Source organism: Paraburkholderia phymatum, assembly GCF_038900715.1.
GTDB lineage: Bacteria > Pseudomonadota > Gammaproteobacteria > Burkholderiales > Burkholderiaceae > Paraburkholderia > Paraburkholderia phymatum_A.
This window is the reverse complement of the sequence record NZ_JAYMRZ010000007.1, coordinates 43446-58382: the sequence shown is the minus strand read 5'-3', so window position 1 is coordinate 58382 and position 14937 is coordinate 43446. Positions and strand designations below refer to the sequence as shown.

Here is a 14937-nt window from a genome sequence, read left to right as displayed (position 1 = left end):
GGGTCCACCTTACCGCGAGCGTTCGCCTGGCGGCAGATAGGATTCGTTGACGACCGTATGCCAGTCGAACGGACCCGGCTCGACGGCCTTGATCAGCACGAGACCCTTCGCGACCTCGTCCATGCTCGCATAGTTGAAGCGCCCGGTACTCCAGTAGTGGGGATCGGTATCGAGGCAATTGTCGATGGCCGACTTCGCGACGGCAGGATCGATCTTGTAAGCCTTCGCTAGAATCTGCGCGGACTCGTCACGATGCGCGGCAATATATTCGACGCCTCTTTTGCGGGCCTCGATGATGCCCGTCACGATTTCCGGATGGGCCTTCAGATAATCGGTGCGCACCACGCCGACAGTCTGCGTTTCAGCGGGCACGATATCGGTGGAACGGAACGCGATCTTCAACTGGTCCTTGTGCTGGCTGTAGGCGGGCTCGGTCATGTACGCGACGTCGACGGCGTGCTGTTGCAACGCGATCATCATCGTGCCCGATGCGCCTACCGGTTTGCGCTGCACCTGCCCGGTCAGCCCGGCACGCTCGAGACCGACGATCGTGATCATCTCGGTCATCGACTTCGGACTGCTATAGCCAATGGTCTTGCCCTTCATCTGTGCGATGCCTTGGACGTTGGAGTCCTTGAGCTGAACCCAGAGCAGGTCGGCGACGCTCTGCACACCACTATGAACGATCGTGATCGGCACACCTTGTTTGATCGCGGCAATGGCAGCCGGCAATGCGACCTCGCCGTAAGGTATCTCGGATGCCATCGCATTGCGTACCGAGGTTCCACCGCCTTCCGATGTGATGAAGCCGGTGACATCCACCCCGTTCTGCTTGAAATAGCCCTTATCCAGCGCGACGGCAAAGGGCACGCCATACATGCCATCGATCCAGTGCGTGACAGTCAAGGTTGCGGCCTGAGCGGTCGCAACACTCACAGCTAAAAATGGGGAGAGCACCGCAAGCCGCGCGAATCGGTAGATACCCTTCATCAGTTGTCTCCTGAACACCATTTTTGATTGTATGTACAAAGTGTAGGATAGTTTTTAGGCGAACCAGCCATCGCCCGCTATGGATGTTTACGCGAACCTCCCTTGTTTTACGGACATATCCAAACATGGGCTAAGGGTTTTCCTGACACACGTAATGCGAAAAGATTCTGGTTTTGTCCTACAGTTTTGACCAATACTAGATGCAACAGTTATCTGCTGTGCTTGCCAAACCAATGTCCACTACAAATGACGAAACCGTCGAGCAAACCGACCGCGCGCTGCGATCGGTGCTCGAACCGGCGCTTCGCACGGGGGAGACCGTTGAACGAACCGCTGCGCTGATCAGGCAGCAAATCGTGGAAGGGCGGCTCGTGCCCGGCCAGCGTCTGGTCGCTCGCGATCTGGTCGAACAGTTCGGCATCAGCCGAGGTCCGCTGCGCGAAGCGTTTCGACGGCTGGCCGCCGACGGCCTCGTCGATCTCATCCCTAATCGCGGCGCGACGGTGCGTCGTTTGTCGAATGATGAGATCGCGCAGGTCTATCAGATTCGCGAGGCGCTCGAAGGCTACGCTGCGCGGCGAGCCGCGCAGTTGATCGATCAGGGCGACAACCGGGCGCGTTTCACCGAAATCGTGGAGCGGGGCCGGCGTCATTTCACTGCGCCGGACTTCGCGGCGTTCATCGTCGACAACCGGCAATTTCATCGGATCATCGTCGACATATGCGAGAACCCGCAACTCAGCGAACTCATCGACAAGTATCAGCTACCAATCTTCATGCATCAGTTGCGCGAGCGTATCGGCGTGGATCAGATCGTGCGCAACTCGCTTGCGGAACATGAACTGATTGCGAGCGGCATTCTGGCTGGCGACCCCGAACGGGCGGCGCAGGCCATGCGCAATCATCTGCGGCACTCGGCGGACGAATTGATGAGGTTTCCACGCTAATAAAGCCGGCGTGTCGCGCATATCGACGAAGAGACCACCATGGGGCACACCCTTTTCGACAAGATCTGGAATCAGCATGTGATCGCCGAATTGCCGGGCGGGGAGAGTCTTTTACATGTCGATCGGCATCTGATGCACGAGCTCACGAGTGTGGCTGCCATTCGTGCTCTGGAGTCACGCGGCGCGACCGTCCACGATCCATCTCTGACGTTCGCCACGGTCGATCATGTGATCTCGACGCGCCCGGGCCGCACGGCAGGCGACGCGCGGTGGAGCACGATTGCGATCGATACCTTGCGCGAACAGACCTCGCGCCTCGGCATCGATCGCTTCGATGTCGACGACGGCCGGCAGGGCATTGTTCACGTGATCGGCCCGGAACTCGGCTTGACGTTACCGGGCCTGCTTCTGGTTTGTGCGGATAGTCATACCTGCACGCACGGCGCGCTCGGAGCGATTGCGTTCGGCATCGGGTCGTCCGAGCAGGTGCATGTCCTCGCGACGCAAACCATTCGGCAGAAGCGGCCCAAAACGATGCGGGTGCGTTTTGATGGACGCACCCAGCCGGGCGTCGAAGCAAAAGACATGATCCTTTATCTGATCGGCGTTCTGGGCACTTCGGCCGCGACCGGGTACGCGGTGGAGTACGCCGGTTCCGCGATCGAAGCACTGGAGATTGAAGCGCGGTTGACGCTGTGCAATCTGTCGATCGAACTCGGCGCGAAGGTCGGCATGATCGCGCCGGACGAGGTGACGTTCGCGTACGTGGCGGGACGCGATTATGCTCCCGCGGGCACCGCGCTGGAACAGGCGATCGTTCAATGGCGTCGGCTGGCGAGCGACGCGGACGCCGTGTTCGATCGGGAGATCGCGATCGACGCATCGCTCATTCGTCCGCAAGTGACGTGGGGCACGAGCCCCGAACATGTGATGGCGATCGATGGGCGCATTCCCGATCCTGCTGAAGAGCCCGATGCGATGCGACGGGAAACGCTCGAAAAAGCGTTGTCGTATATGCAATTGCAGCCGGGTCGCCGGCTCGATGAAGTATCGATCGATCGCGTCTTCATCGGCTCCTGCACGAACAGCCGCCTGAGTGATCTGCGCAATGCCGCGTCGATTGTAAAAGGCCGCCACGTTGCGCCGCACGTGCAGGCGTGGGTGGTGCCTGGCTCCATCGAGGTCAAGCGTCGTGCCGAGCGGGAAGGGCTGGATCATATCTTTATCGAGGCCGGTTTCGAATGGCGTGAGCCGGGATGTTCGATGTGCGTCGGTGCGAACGGCGATCGGGTGGGCAGAGGCGAGCGTTGTGTCTCGACGTCGAACCGTAACTTCGTCGGCCGTCAGGGGCCGGGTGCGTTCACGCATCTCGCGAGCCCGGGCGTGGCGGCAGCAAGTGCGATCGCTGGAAAAATCGCGATGCCCTCGACGGAGCGCGCCGCATGAAAGCTTTCACCGTATGCGAGGGCATTGCCGCACCGCTCGTGCGGGACAACATCGACACCGACATGATCGTGCGTGTCGAACGCATCGCCCAACTTCAGCGCGGCCAGTTCAAACCATGGGCATTCGAAATGATGCGCTACGACGCGAATGGCGACGAGGACGCGTCGTTCGTGCTGAACAGGGCGCCGTTCCGTCACGCGCAGATCGTGCTGTCGGGAAGCAATTTCGGCTGCGGCAGCTCACGCGAAATGGCCGTGTGGGCGCTGGAAGAATTCGGCATACGCTGCGTGATCGCACAGAGTTTCGGCGATATTTTCTACGCCAATTGCCTGCAAAACGGTCTGCTGCCGATTTGTCTGAGCGCGGCGCAGATCGACTCGCTGGTGTCCGCAGCCAGTCTCGGCGAACCCTTGCGAGTTGACTTGCGGACCCGCACGGTCGGCGTCGTCGGCGAGCCACCCATTCCCTTCGATTTCCCGGATGAGCGACGCGAGGCGTTGCTTGAAGGCATCGACGAAATCGATCAGACGCTCAGGCACAACGCGCGGATTCTCGCGTTTCAAAGGGACGACGCGTCGAAGCGTCCCTGGGTCTACGTGCGCAAATAGCGTTCAAACCAGCGATCAAACTCGGAGTTCGACCATGCCGACTACGGTACATGCAGGCGCAAGACTGGATCGATTGCCCACTTCGGGGTTTCACCGGCGCATTCTGTGGCTGATCGGCGCGGGCATGTTTCTCGATTCCTTCGATATCTATCTTGCAGGCGGCGTGCTCGGGGCGCTCACGCGCAGCGGCTGGTCGACGATGCAACTGAATGCGGCGTTTCTGTCGTCGACGTTCGTTGGCATGTTGATCGGCGCATTTACTGCCGGTATTCTTGGCGACGCGAAAGGCCGGAAGTTTACCTATCAGTTCAATCTGATGATCTTCGGGCTGGCGTCGATCGCGGGATCGCTTGCGCCGAACATGAACTTGCTCATCGTGTGCCGCTTTTTCATGGGCCTCGGATTGGGAGCGGAGATCGTAGTCGGTTATGGGTCGATCGGCGAATTCATTCCACCGGCCGTGCGCGGAAAATGGTCCGCGTATCTGTCGTTGATCACAAATTCCGCGCTGTTCTTTTCGACCTTTCTCGGCTATCTCATCATTCCATCCGTCGGTTGGCGCGCGATGTTTGCGATCGTCGGCGTCGGTGCACTCGGCGTTTGGGTGTTGCGCAAGAGGATGCCCGAATCGCCACGCTGGCTGGAATCGAAAGGGCGCTTCGAGGAAGCTGAAACGATTCTCGCCGGGGTCGAAGCGGAAACGGCTCAAAAACACACATTGCCGCCTATCGTCGAGGCGCCACGCGCGAAGACGACGACCACGAGGCTCGGCAGTCTGTTCCGGCCGCCGCTGTTGCGCCGCACGTTGCTCGCGGTGGTGATCCAGATCGCGATCAATGTGGTGATCTACGGATTCATCGTGTGGGTGCCGACTTTCCTGATCAAGCAGGGACATGGGATGGCGTCGTCGCTCGGGTATTCGTCGTTGATGGCGCTAGGAGGGCCGGCCGGCGCGCTCGTCGGCGTGCTGATCGCCGATCGCGTCGGACGCAAGAACGGGTTGATCGGCATTGGCCTGCTTGCGGCCGTCGTCGGCTGGCTGTACGGCAATTCGACCACCGTCGAGATGGCCACGTTGCTCGGCTTCGTGCTGTTCACGCTGACCTATCTGATGGTTGCGCTTGGCATCGCCACGTATATCCCCGAACTCTTCGCCACGGAAAACCGCATGCGGGCCAACGGCATTGCCGGATGCGCAGGGCGGTTATCGGGCATCGTTGCGCCGCAGATCGTCGTACTGATGTATGCAACGGGCGGCATCAAGAACGTGCTGTCTATGATCCTCGGCGCATTGATCTTGATGGCGCTGGTCCTCGCGGTGTTCGGCGTGGAGACGAACCGCCGTTCGCTGGAGGAAATCGCCGTCGTTCCCGACGATCCCTCTGTTCCCCATTCCGTCGCCGATGTTCCTGGCAACTGACTTCATCGACACTCGAAGGTAACTGCTCATGACCGCTAACTCCCGCAGAAAAGCGCTTAAATCCAGACTCGCTTCCGGCGAGATCGTCGTCGCGCCCGGCGTATTCGACATGATTTCCGTGCGTCTTGCCGACACCATGAAGTTCGACTGTCTGTACATGACCGGCTTCGGCACGGTGGCCTCCTATCTCGGCGAGCCGGATGCCGGCCTCGCGACCTACACAGACATGCTCAACCGTGTCAGCGCGTTTTGCTCCGCCGCCGAAACGCCGCTCGTTTGCGATGCGGACACCGGCTATGGCGGTTTGCTGAACGTCGCACATACGATACGTGGCTACGAACGCGCGGGTGCGGCCGGCATCCAGCTGGAAGACCAGGAGTTCCCGAAGAAATGCGGGCACACGCCGGGGCGCCGCGTCATTCCGCTCGAGGACATGGTCAAGAAAATCAAGGTCGCAAGCGAAGCCCGCGAGGACGAGGATTTTCAGATCATCGCGAGAACCGATGCACGCACGGCGCTCGGGCTCGATGAAGCGCTGCGCCGCGGCGAGGCATATGCGAAGGCGGGCGCGGACGTGATCTTCATCGAGTCGCCGGAAAGCGAAGCGGAGCTGGAGAAGATCGGCAAGTCGTTTGACCTGCCATTGCTGGTGAACATCGTGGAGGGCGGCAGGACCCCGCAACTCACGCCGGCTGAACTCCAGCGGCTTGGCTTTTCGCTGGCCATTTATCCGTCGGCGGGTTTTCTCAGCATCGCGCGTGCTTTGGAAAAAGCCTATGGAGAAGTTAAGGCATTGCGTGGCACCACCGGTCTCGAAGCCGAAATGATGCCGTTCAAGTCCATGTGTGAATTGATGGGCTTTCAGGCCATATGGGACTTCGACAAGGCGTACGCCGATTGACATCTGGCGCGTGCCGTCGATAACGCGAGCCGTTCGCCCTCGCCAGGATTAGCCGCATCGATGTGCTTTGTAGGAGAATGCACGATGGACTTCCCTTATAAAAGCGCGAACATGACTACGGTAGTGGAAGCAGGCGGGCGCTCGGGCGAAACCGTGGAACGCGTCGCCGCCGATTTGCGAAACCAGATTCTGGAAGGCCGGTTTGCGCCCGGTCAACGGCTCATTTCGCGGGACATCGTCGAGCTGACCGGCGTGAGCCGTGGTTCGTTGCGCGAGGCATTCCGCCGTCTTGAAGCGGACGGTCTGGTCGAACTCATTCCCAATCGAGGCGCTATCGTGCGCCGGTTGTCGCATGACGAAGTCGTGAAGGTTTTCGAAATTCGCGAGGCGCTCGAAGGGTTCGCGGCCCGGCTGGCCGCCACGCGAATTCATATCGGCGAGAACCGCGAGCGCTTCCTGGCCGTTCTGGATCAAGGACGGGTGCATGCTGTGCGACCGGTGTTCCTGGGCTTCATCAAGGATAACCGCGCGTTTCATCAGGAGATCGTGCGCGTCTGTGGCAATCCACAATTGGGCGAACTGATCGATAAGTACCAGTTGCCGGCGTTCATGATCCAGTTGCGCCAGACCATTGGCAGCGAACAGATCATTGGCAATTCACTCACTGAGCACGAGGACATTGCTACCGCGATTCTGGCGGGCGATCCGGACGCGGCGTACGAGGCGATGAAGCGGCATCTGTGGCACTCGGCGGAGATGATTCTCAAGCTGCCGGCGATGGTGGACAGGCGGATGGTGGGTGCAGGGTGACGGGCGGGGTCGGTGTGGCTTAGGTCGATATATAATTTGACATGCAGCGAATCAACGAATATTTAGGATACCGGGCATTATCACGGCGAGCACTGGAGGGGCAACGCGAGCGCGGGAGGGGCAGGGCATAGCTGCCGGCTTTTCGGCGTTTGCTGACGTTAAAGTGTAGGTCACTGTGAGGCAGGTCAAGGGCGCTTTGCCGCCATTCCCTCCGTCGTAGCCTCGAATGTCTGAAACCATTCCGACCGAACGAGTACTTGCGACCTATAGATGCCCTTTGATCGAGCGAGCCGCCTCCGGCCGCTTGTAAAACTGGAACGGTCATTTGAAGGCATCCGGGGTACATGAACCTCGACACCAGCAATGCCCGTCCCGACATCGTTCGGTAAATCCGAGTCAGGCAACGAACTGCAGGGGTTCGGCGCGCATGGTTGGTCGCCCGAGCACGAGATCACTTACCCGCTCGGCCAGCATGATGGTTGCAGCGTTGATGTTCGCGCTTGGCACAGACGGCATGACCGATGCATCGACGACACGCAGTCGCTCTACTCCGCTGACTTTCAGATCTGGACCTACGACGGCGGACGGATCGTGCTTCGCTCCCATCTTGCAAGTTCCACAGGGATGATACGCGCTTGACGCGTCCAGCCTGATGAACTCGTCGACGGCCGCGATTGCGGTTACATCGACGCCCGGCATGTCTTCACGATAATGAAAGCGACGGAAGGCGGGTTGTCGTGAAAACAGCAGGCCTAGCCGTACCGACTCGCGCATCACGCGCCAGTCTTCCTCGGTGTCCATGTAGTTCGGATCTATCGAAAGCGGGGCGTCGGCGTGCATCGACTTCAGTCGGACACGCCCACGACTGGTCGGGCGCATTGGACCCACTCCGATGCGATATCCGTTTGTTTGCCGCGTGGGTATCCAGTCCTTGTTGAAGAACACCGGGAAGAAGTGAAACTGGATATCCGGATGAGAAATGTGGGGGGCGCTTTTGAGAAAGGCGCCGACATGGCACTGGTTAACGGACGCAACGCCCGACTTGAAACCGAACCACTGCACGCCAGCCCACAGCATTCGGTGAAGTTGCAGCTCCCGGTTGAGCGAGACAGGTTCCCTGGTTTCGATCTGGATGTGACATTCGAGATGGTCCTGCAGATTTTCTCCGACCCCGGGCAACTCGACTCTCGGAGCTATCCCTTTTTCCTTGAGATGATCGACTGGCCCGATTCCTGACAACATCAGCAGTTGCGGGGAACCGAAGACACCCGCGCAAAGTAAAGTCTCCTTGCGTGCAGTGACGTTCACGACAGAGTCGCCGTGCAGCACCTTGAACCCGGTCGCCCTGTTGCCGATCAGGTTGATCTGCTCGAGTGTGCTCTGCGTCCAGATCGTCAGATTACCGTCGTCCTTGCGCGAGTGAAGGTAGCCGTATGAGGCGCTGTTGCGAATACCGTGATCAACGCTCATCTCGAAGCGCGACACACCTTCCTGCTGGTATCCGTTCACGTCGTCGGTGAGCGGAAAGCCAGCTTCGACGCCCGCATCGAGAAAGGCCTGGTTTAGCGGACAGAGATGCTCCTGACGCTGCGCATGAATGAACCCGTCTGTACCCCGATAAGCGCTGCTGACATCACTGTGCTCGATCTTCCGGAAGTACGGCAGACAATCCTTCCAGCCCCAGCCCGTCGCCCCTTCCTGCTCCCATCGCTCATAGTCGAGCGGATGACCGCGAAGCCATGTCATGCCGTTGATGGATGACGAGCCGCCGAGAACCCGACCGCGTGGCTGCTGGATGCGGCGGTTGTCGAGGTTCCGCTGCGGCTCGGTCTCGAACCAGTAGTTATATCGCGAGCTCGGCTTGAAAATCGATCTCAGGCCAGCGGGCATACGGATCACCCACGAATTGTCACGTGGACCCGCTTCTATCAGCAGTACCCGATTGCCGGCATCAGCGAGCCGACGCGCGAGCACGCAACCGGCCGAACCTGCTCCGCCGATTACATAGTCGAATTCCACAGCCTCGCTCATGATCACGCCCCTGTCGCGGTACCGCGATCGTCGTGATACGTGTAACGCGTTTCGATGGGCGCGGAGATCTCCCATACCGCCTCCGCGCCTTCGCCGATCGATACGAAGTCTCCGGCTTCGATGTCGAGTTGTACGCCATGTGCGAAGGTCAGCCGTGCGCGGCCTTTAACGACGTAGAACGTCGCGCCAGGTGCATAGCGATGCTGGAAGGTATTGCTGTCGCAATGCCACGTTTCCCAGTCGGTGGTGGTGTGTTCGATGTCGTCCGGCGCTCGTTGCCTGGAGATGGATGGAATCGTGATGGACGCGTTCATTTCGGATGTGGAGAGTGATAGTTGGGTTGGCGCGAAATGATGAGCGAGGCGCCGGGATTCGTCGTCGGGTGTCAAGCAGGCTTACCTGGTCCACTGCTGAACCAGCGGGCGGTTCGCATCGATCCAGGCCTTTGCGCCTTTTTCAGGGTTTGACACGCCCTGCTTGATGATTTCCGACATCAGGCTTCCCAGCGAGTTGTCATCCATCTTCCATTGCTGCAGCCACTGCTCCACGTCAGGATGTTGCTTCTTGAATGCCTGGGTTTCGATTCCATAGATCGAGTCCGTCGAACCGTAAGCGCCTTTTGGGTCCTTCAGATATTTGAGCTTGTATTTGGACCAGATCCAGTGAGGCTTCCACAGCGTCACGACGACAGGCTCCTTGCGCTGAATCGCACGTTCAAGCGACAGGACCATCGCAGACTCGGACGATGACTGAATGTCATAGTCGAGCTGATAGGTGGTCTTTGCCTTCTCCGTCAACTGCATGAGGCTGCTGCCGGAATCGATGCCGACGATCTTCGGGCGGCCACTGGACGCGAAGAGACTTTTGTTCGCATTCAACTGGTCGATGCTGTCCACGGCAACATAGTCAGGAACGACGAGGCCCAGATTGGCCTCCTTGAACCACGGCCCAATCTGCACCACTCTGTCTTTGACCTTGTCGAACGCAGGCTTGTCGCCTGACGGAAGCCAGACTTCGAAGGTCAGGTCGATTTTCCCCTGCGCGACGCTGTTGTAGATCAGCGCCTTGTCTGCGTTCTGCAACTGGACCTTGAATCCTTTCTCGTCGAGAAGGACCTTCCACATATTCGCGACGGCGATGTTCTCCGCCCAGTTGTTCACACCGATCGTGATCGACTTGTCGTCTGCACGCGCAGTGACGCCCGTTAGCAGAAAGACTATGGGCAGTAGCCACTTGAACAATCCTGGTAACCTGGTCATTTTCTACGCTTCCATTTGAGGGTTGAAACGGTCTGGCACATGCAGCGGCGCCTTGCTTATCGCAGCAAGGTTTCTTCGAACGGGAAAAGTGAAAGCAGGCGCGTTCCCGTCTCCGTCACGAGTAGTTGCTGCTCGAGCTTCACGCCTTCCTGTCCCCCGTGCTCGCCGATGTAGCTCTCGACGCAAAGCGTCATTCCCGGCTGGATCTCACCGTCATAGCCAGACGCGGCGAAGTCCGCGTGATGGTAGAGGTACGGATATTCGCCGGTCATACCGCACCCGTGTGCCGACAGGTAATAGCGATTCGCGTGATATCTGTCCGGAATGTTCCAGGCCTTGTCGCTGTATTCCCTGAACGTCATGCCCGGACGAATGATCCCGATGTTGTGATGGACCTGCTCGTGAGCGAGCTTGTAGAGCGTGCGCTGGTTCTCGCTCGGCTTATCCGGCCCGGCGTGGAAGGTACGGGAAAAGTCAGAGTAGTAACCGTGACAGCCGACGACATCGGTATCCAGCGCGATCAGCTGGTTTGGTTCGATCACATGGCGCGATGTTTCCTGGAACCAGGGGTTCGTTCGACGCCCGGCACTCAACAAGCGCGTCTCAACGTAGTCGCCATCCTGGGCAATGACCGATTGATGCAGCACAGACCACAACTCGTTCTCCGACATGCCGGGCTGAATCGCGTCCCGAAGCTTTCCGACGGCGGCTTCTGTCGCACGCAGTGAGGCGATGATGCACTTCAGTTCCTCGGCTGACTTGATGGCGCGTGCCATCTCGATCGGCTCTTGTGCATCCACCAGACGCACGCCATGCGCAGCCAGCGCAATCGCGGCTCCCGCGTTCATGCGCTCGATACCCACCGTGGGTTTTGGGCCGACGAGTTCGGTCAGCGTAGTCACCATGTCGGCCGCCCATGCCTTTTCGCGCGCCACTATGGCCGGGCCCGCCGCGACGAAACTGGCGGTTGATGATGGACGGACTTCGTCGATCGTCTCAAGGCCGTCGGCCAGGTGCTCGCAACCGGTGAACTCGAACAGAAGCGTCCGGCTTTCCGTGACGATGAGGTAGCGCGAAGGCGTGTTACGAGCGCAAAAAATCTGCATGTTGCGCGCGCCCGTGGCGTACCGGATGTTCACCGGGTCGCTGATGATCAAGGCCGCGATATCACGCTTTCGCATTTCGGCCCGGACTCTGCCAAGGCGATACGTTCGCACCGACGGGAGGTCGATGTCGGAGCCGTCCGAGGAGCGATCGAGCGACTGAAGATCGGAAAGATCGTGGCGCTCGCGGTGCCAATTTAGCGTAGTCATAAGACGTCCAGATGGGGAAAACACTAACCTCTAGTTATGAACCGTACCGCGACAGCCGACGCTTGGGAGTCTCGGTTCCGCCAACGTGAAAAAGACTTTACGAGGCACAAATTTCCCTGTACACAGATGAAATCTCATGTCCGTTGATAACTGTACGTTATGAAGAGCCTGCGCCATCGCCTTCCGCCGCTGACGAGTTTGATGTTTTTCGAGGCAGCGGCCCGGACGTTGAATTTCACGCGAGCTGCGGAAGAGCTTCACGTTTCACAGGCAGCAGTAAGCAAGCAGATCCGCCAGCTTGAGGAAGGACTCGGGTTCGTACTCTTCGAACGGGTCGGGCGACGCGTACAGTTGTCGCCGCGCGGAACGCAGCTTCATGGCAAAGTCAGCGCGGCGTTCAATTACCTCGCTGATGCCGTGGATGAGATCAGCGTCAAGCGGAGTGCGACCATGGTGACGCTGGCCGCAAACACAGCGATCTCGCATTTCTGGCTGAGTGAAGTCATGAAGGACTTCCGTGACCGCAATCCGAGCTTTTCGGCGAGCATTCGTACAATTACGTCCGATCAGCCTTCTGATCTGTTTGACGACAGCGTCGACCTTGTCGTGGCGTATGACCCGGGTCAGCGAATCGACTGGACGGCGCAGTTGTTGTTCGAGGAAGAGATATTCCCCGTGGCGAGTCCTGCCTATATCGAGAGTCATCCGCTGCTCAGCGACGATCCCGAAGCACTGCTATCACAGGTGCTTCTCGAGTACGAGCGCCTCCAGCCCAACTGGATCAACTGGTCTATCTGGTTCAAGTCGCTGGGAATTGAACCGAGCCGCGTGAGAGCGACCGAGTATGGCAACAACTACATCGTGCTTGTGGACGCGGCCACACGCGGACGAGGGGTGACGTTGGGCACTCGCCATCTTCTTGACGCAGAGATTCGCAGCGGAAAACTGGCTCGCCTATCGTCGTTGAGTGTGCGCCCTGGTCGCGGCTACTTCCTGATGCGCAATGACCAGCGTCCACTCAACCCCGAGGTTGAACAGCTGTATAGCTGGATCGCCCGTTACCGTGTGAACCAGGAGATTCGCGAAGGCACGTAGTCATCCGACCCGCGCGACAAGCGTAGCATCCATCGTCGAAATGACGCGATGAAGCGAGGCACGCGCCGACGTCCCGGCCACATATTCGCTGTCGGTTCTGTTGCGCGAAGTGGACGTTCATCCCGCATGCAGCGCATGCGTCTGAGTGCGCTCCGTCTGGCCGATCCCGGTCCGATAAAGCGTGGCCGGCGTGGTGGACCGTTGATCGTCCGCGTCGGGCAACAGCCGACCCGTTGCCTTTCGCCGTCCCCGGGTGAACGGCTTCAATAAGGTGTGCGTCGGACGTCCGACACGGCGACAGACAAGAGGCGTACTCCTTCAGCTCTCCACCTTTGAAATCTGCGGCTCGCGTTTTATCTTAGCCTGTCGCCGGGACTTCTCGTTGAGAATCTCATGACGCCGATGGTCGGTCATTTTCTTCCAGTCCCGGATTTCCTCTCGCGTCCGAAAGCAGCCGATGCAAAATCCGGTCTTGCCATCGATCGCACACACATCAATACAAGGCGATTTGACTGTCATCAGTCAAGCTCCGGATGGCGTCGAATTCACTTCGACCGTCACATGTGACAGACCCTTGAACCGCTTGAGAGCCGCGCGGTAGAAGCGCGAGTTGCGCCGCGCTTCACGGGTGGCCACTGACACGATCGCGCTCATGTGCCCGGGGCCGACGCGCCAGACATGAAGGTCGAGCACGGTGTCGCCATTGTCTTCGACGACATGACGGACGTTTTCGACCATGCGCTTATCGAGATTCATGTCGAGCAGAATGCCGCCCGTATCGCGCATCAATCCCCACGACCAGTTCGCAATCACCAGTGCGCCGATTACCCCTGCAAGCGGGTCCATCCAGACCCAGCCAAACGCACGAGCTAACAGGAGGCCGATAATCGCGAAAACAGAAACCGCGGCGTCGGCAATGACGTGAACGTAGGCCGATCGGATGTTGTGGTCACGAGTTGCGGCAGATTTTGCATTCGCGTGGTCGTGATTGTGTTCCTCGAATTCGATCCGATGTTGTCCGTTCGGCAGGCGGACTACTGCACTGAATGCGTGCGGCTCGGGTATCTCGTCCACCGACTCCAGATAGCCATCGCGATCGGCAAATCTGAAAATCTGGCGCGTGCCCTCGGGGCGAATCGTCGTAATTGAAACAGCATCGGCATTCAGTTTCGAGTAAGCCGTTTCAGGTGTGATGCGAAAGACAGGCGGAACACCGTCTTCGAAGACTGACAGGGTAAATTCGCCAGCGCTGTCAGAGATGCGATGCACCTCGTCCTCGTGACCGTGTTCGTCTTCATGACCGCGATCACCATGGCTATGCCCGTGACCATGACTGTGGCCGTGGTGATTGCCGCTCAACAGCCAGACACTCGCGAGATTGACCACCAGTCCAAGCACGGCGATAGGAATCGCCTGACCGAAGTCGATGGGCACGGGCGCGAGAAATCGCGACACGGCCTCGTAACCGATCAACAGTGCGATCATGACCAGCACGATGGCGCTGGTGAAGCCCGCAAGGTCGCCCAGCTTACCGGTGCCAAATACGAAGCGTGGATCCTTGGCATGCTTGCGGGCATAGGTGTACGCGAGTGCCGCGATCAGCATCGCGCCCGCATGTGTCGACATGTGCAGCCCGTCGGCCACCAGCGCGAGCGATCCAAACAGGCTGCCGCCTGTGATTTCAGCGACCATCATTGCGCCACATAGCACGATGACCGCCCATGTCCTGCGTTCGTTCTGTTCGTGGGCATCGCCCAGGAATATGTGGTCATGCCCGACGCCGAACGCGACATCTTTCCAGTCACTCATTTCAACTTCCGCTCTACAGGTTCGGTATCACTTGAAGTAGCTGTGGACTACTTCGATCAACTGCTCGGTCGCACTTCCTTCATCGTGAGCATGCTCGTGTTCGGCATCGACCAGATGCGTGCGTATATGGTCTTCCAGCACGACGGCCAGCAAGCCATTCATCGCGCCGCGGCAACTCGTGATGAGTTGCAGCACGTCATTGCAGCCGCGCTCGTCCTCAAGTGCGCGCTCGATGGCTTCGACCTGCCCCTTGATGCGGCGCACGCGATTGAGCAGCTTCTGCTTGTCGCGAATGGTATGACTCACGG

The 14937-nt window shown here is 59.1% G+C and carries 15 protein-coding genes; 7 read left to right on the top strand and 8 right to left on the bottom strand.

The window, feature by feature from the left end; all coding sequences use genetic code 11:
- Window positions 1–9: 9 nt before the first annotated feature.
- A complete protein-coding gene (locus tag VSR68_RS14905; RefSeq protein WP_342940581.1) occupies window positions 10–990 on the bottom strand; it encodes an ABC transporter substrate-binding protein in 981 nt (326 codons plus the stop codon).
- A gap of 200 nt (window positions 991–1190) precedes the next feature.
- Here VSR68_RS14905 and VSR68_RS42820 point away from each other — a divergent pair, with 200 nt between their 5' ends.
- The 6 genes from VSR68_RS42820 to VSR68_RS14870 all read left to right on the top strand — a co-directional run bounded on the left by VSR68_RS42820 (window position 1191) and on the right by VSR68_RS14870 (window position 7122).
- Window positions 1191–1937, top strand: a complete 747-nt coding sequence (locus VSR68_RS42820) for a GntR family transcriptional regulator (RefSeq protein WP_428983510.1) — start codon at window positions 1191–1193, stop codon at window positions 1935–1937.
- Window positions 1938–1976: 39 nt separating this feature from the next.
- Window positions 1977–3383, top strand: a complete 1407-nt coding sequence (gene leuC, locus VSR68_RS14890; protein ID WP_342940578.1) for a 3-isopropylmalate dehydratase large subunit — start codon at window positions 1977–1979, stop codon at window positions 3381–3383.
- Window positions 3380–3991, top strand: a complete 612-nt coding sequence (leuD, locus tag VSR68_RS14885; RefSeq protein WP_342940577.1) for a 3-isopropylmalate dehydratase small subunit — start codon at window positions 3380–3382, stop codon at window positions 3989–3991. The genes leuC and leuD overlap by 4 nt, the downstream gene beginning before the upstream one ends.
- Before the next feature lie 34 nt (window positions 3992–4025).
- Window positions 4026–5411 (top strand): MFS transporter, encoded by a 1386-nt coding sequence (locus VSR68_RS14880; RefSeq protein WP_342940576.1) that lies wholly within the window; start codon window positions 4026–4028, stop codon window positions 5409–5411.
- Between the two features lie 22 nt (window positions 5412–5433).
- The gene (locus VSR68_RS14875; protein WP_342940828.1) at window positions 5434–6312 is read left to right on the top strand and encodes an isocitrate lyase/PEP mutase family protein; all 879 of its coding nucleotides are present in this window, start codon (window positions 5434–5436) and stop codon (window positions 6310–6312) included.
- A gap of 84 nt (window positions 6313–6396) precedes the next feature.
- Window positions 6397–7122 carry a GntR family transcriptional regulator gene (locus VSR68_RS14870; protein WP_342940575.1) on the top strand — a complete coding sequence of 242 codons (726 nt, stop codon included), beginning with the start codon at window positions 6397–6399 and terminating at the stop codon, window positions 7120–7122.
- 396 nt (window positions 7123–7518) lie between these two features.
- On the opposite strand, the gene VSR68_RS14865 is transcribed toward VSR68_RS14870, so the two are convergent.
- The 4 genes from VSR68_RS14865 to VSR68_RS14850 form a co-directional block, all read right to left on the bottom strand.
- Complete coding sequence (locus VSR68_RS14865) at window positions 7519–9153, bottom strand: choline dehydrogenase (protein WP_342940574.1); 1635 nt, start codon at window positions 9151–9153, stop codon at window positions 7519–7521.
- Between the two features lie 2 nt (window positions 9154–9155).
- Entirely contained in the window at window positions 9156–9467 is a 312-nt protein-coding gene (locus tag VSR68_RS14860; protein WP_342940573.1) for a cupin domain-containing protein, read from the bottom strand.
- Between the two features lie 81 nt (window positions 9468–9548).
- Window positions 9549–10412: a glycine betaine ABC transporter substrate-binding protein gene (locus VSR68_RS14855; RefSeq protein ID WP_342940572.1), complete on the bottom strand. Its 864-nt coding sequence runs from the start codon at window positions 10410–10412 to the stop codon at window positions 9549–9551.
- 56 nt (window positions 10413–10468) lie between these two features.
- Window positions 10469–11725 (bottom strand): Xaa-Pro peptidase family protein, encoded by a 1257-nt coding sequence (locus VSR68_RS14850; protein WP_342940571.1) that lies wholly within the window; start codon window positions 11723–11725, stop codon window positions 10469–10471.
- Between the two features lie 159 nt (window positions 11726–11884).
- Between VSR68_RS14850 and VSR68_RS14845 the strand changes: the two genes are divergently transcribed.
- On the top strand, window positions 11885–12820 hold the full coding sequence (locus VSR68_RS14845) for a LysR substrate-binding domain-containing protein (RefSeq protein WP_342940570.1): 936 nt from the start codon (window positions 11885–11887) through the stop codon (window positions 12818–12820).
- Window positions 12821–13138: 318 nt separating this feature from the next.
- Here VSR68_RS14845 and VSR68_RS14840 read toward each other — a convergent pair whose 3' ends face one another.
- From VSR68_RS14840 to VSR68_RS14830, 3 genes are read right to left on the bottom strand one after another with little or no spacing between them, the layout of a single operon-like run.
- Window positions 13139–13339 (bottom strand): DUF1289 domain-containing protein, encoded by a 201-nt coding sequence (locus VSR68_RS14840; protein WP_342940569.1) that lies wholly within the window; start codon window positions 13337–13339, stop codon window positions 13139–13141.
- A 3-nt stretch (window positions 13340–13342) separates the two neighbouring features.
- Complete coding sequence (gene dmeF, locus VSR68_RS14835; RefSeq protein ID WP_342940568.1) at window positions 13343–14629, bottom strand: CDF family Co(II)/Ni(II) efflux transporter DmeF; 1287 nt, start codon at window positions 14627–14629, stop codon at window positions 13343–13345.
- A 27-nt stretch (window positions 14630–14656) separates the two neighbouring features.
- Entirely contained in the window at window positions 14657–14935 is a 279-nt protein-coding gene (locus VSR68_RS14830; RefSeq protein ID WP_028370623.1) for a metal/formaldehyde-sensitive transcriptional repressor, read from the bottom strand.
- Window positions 14936–14937: the final 2 nt, after the last annotated feature.

Bases quoted from the DNA above. Each gene is read 5' to 3' on its own strand.
- VSR68_RS14860 (WP_342940573.1), bottom strand. From the start codon at position 9,467: ATGAACGCGTCCATCACGATTCCATCCATCTCCAGGCAACGAGCGCCG.
- VSR68_RS14880 (WP_342940576.1), top strand. From the start codon at position 4,026: ATGCCGACTACGGTACATGCAGGCGCAAGACTGGATCGATTGCCCACT.
- VSR68_RS14905 (WP_342940581.1), bottom strand. From the start codon at position 990: ATGAAGGGTATCTACCGATTCGCGCGGCTTGCGGTGCTCTCCCCATTT.
- VSR68_RS14850 (WP_342940571.1), bottom strand. From the start codon at position 11,725: ATGACTACGCTAAATTGGCACCGCGAGCGCCACGATCTTTCCGATCTT.
- VSR68_RS14840 (WP_342940569.1), bottom strand. From the start codon at position 13,339: ATGACAGTCAAATCGCCTTGTATTGATGTGTGTGCGATCGATGGCAAG.
- VSR68_RS42820 (WP_428983510.1), top strand. From the start codon at position 1,191: ATGCAACAGTTATCTGCTGTGCTTGCCAAACCAATGTCCACTACAAAT.
- VSR68_RS14845 (WP_342940570.1), top strand. From the start codon at position 11,885: ATGAAGAGCCTGCGCCATCGCCTTCCGCCGCTGACGAGTTTGATGTTT.
- VSR68_RS14870 (WP_342940575.1), top strand. From the start codon at position 6,397: ATGGACTTCCCTTATAAAAGCGCGAACATGACTACGGTAGTGGAAGCA.
- VSR68_RS14865 (WP_342940574.1), bottom strand. From the start codon at position 9,153: ATGAGCGAGGCTGTGGAATTCGACTATGTAATCGGCGGAGCAGGTTCG.
- VSR68_RS14855 (WP_342940572.1), bottom strand. From the start codon at position 10,412: ATGACCAGGTTACCAGGATTGTTCAAGTGGCTACTGCCCATAGTCTTT.
- leuD (WP_342940577.1), top strand. From the start codon at position 3,380: ATGAAAGCTTTCACCGTATGCGAGGGCATTGCCGCACCGCTCGTGCGG.
- leuC (WP_342940578.1), top strand. From the start codon at position 1,977: ATGGGGCACACCCTTTTCGACAAGATCTGGAATCAGCATGTGATCGCC.
- dmeF (WP_342940568.1), bottom strand. From the start codon at position 14,629: ATGAGTGACTGGAAAGATGTCGCGTTCGGCGTCGGGCATGACCACATA.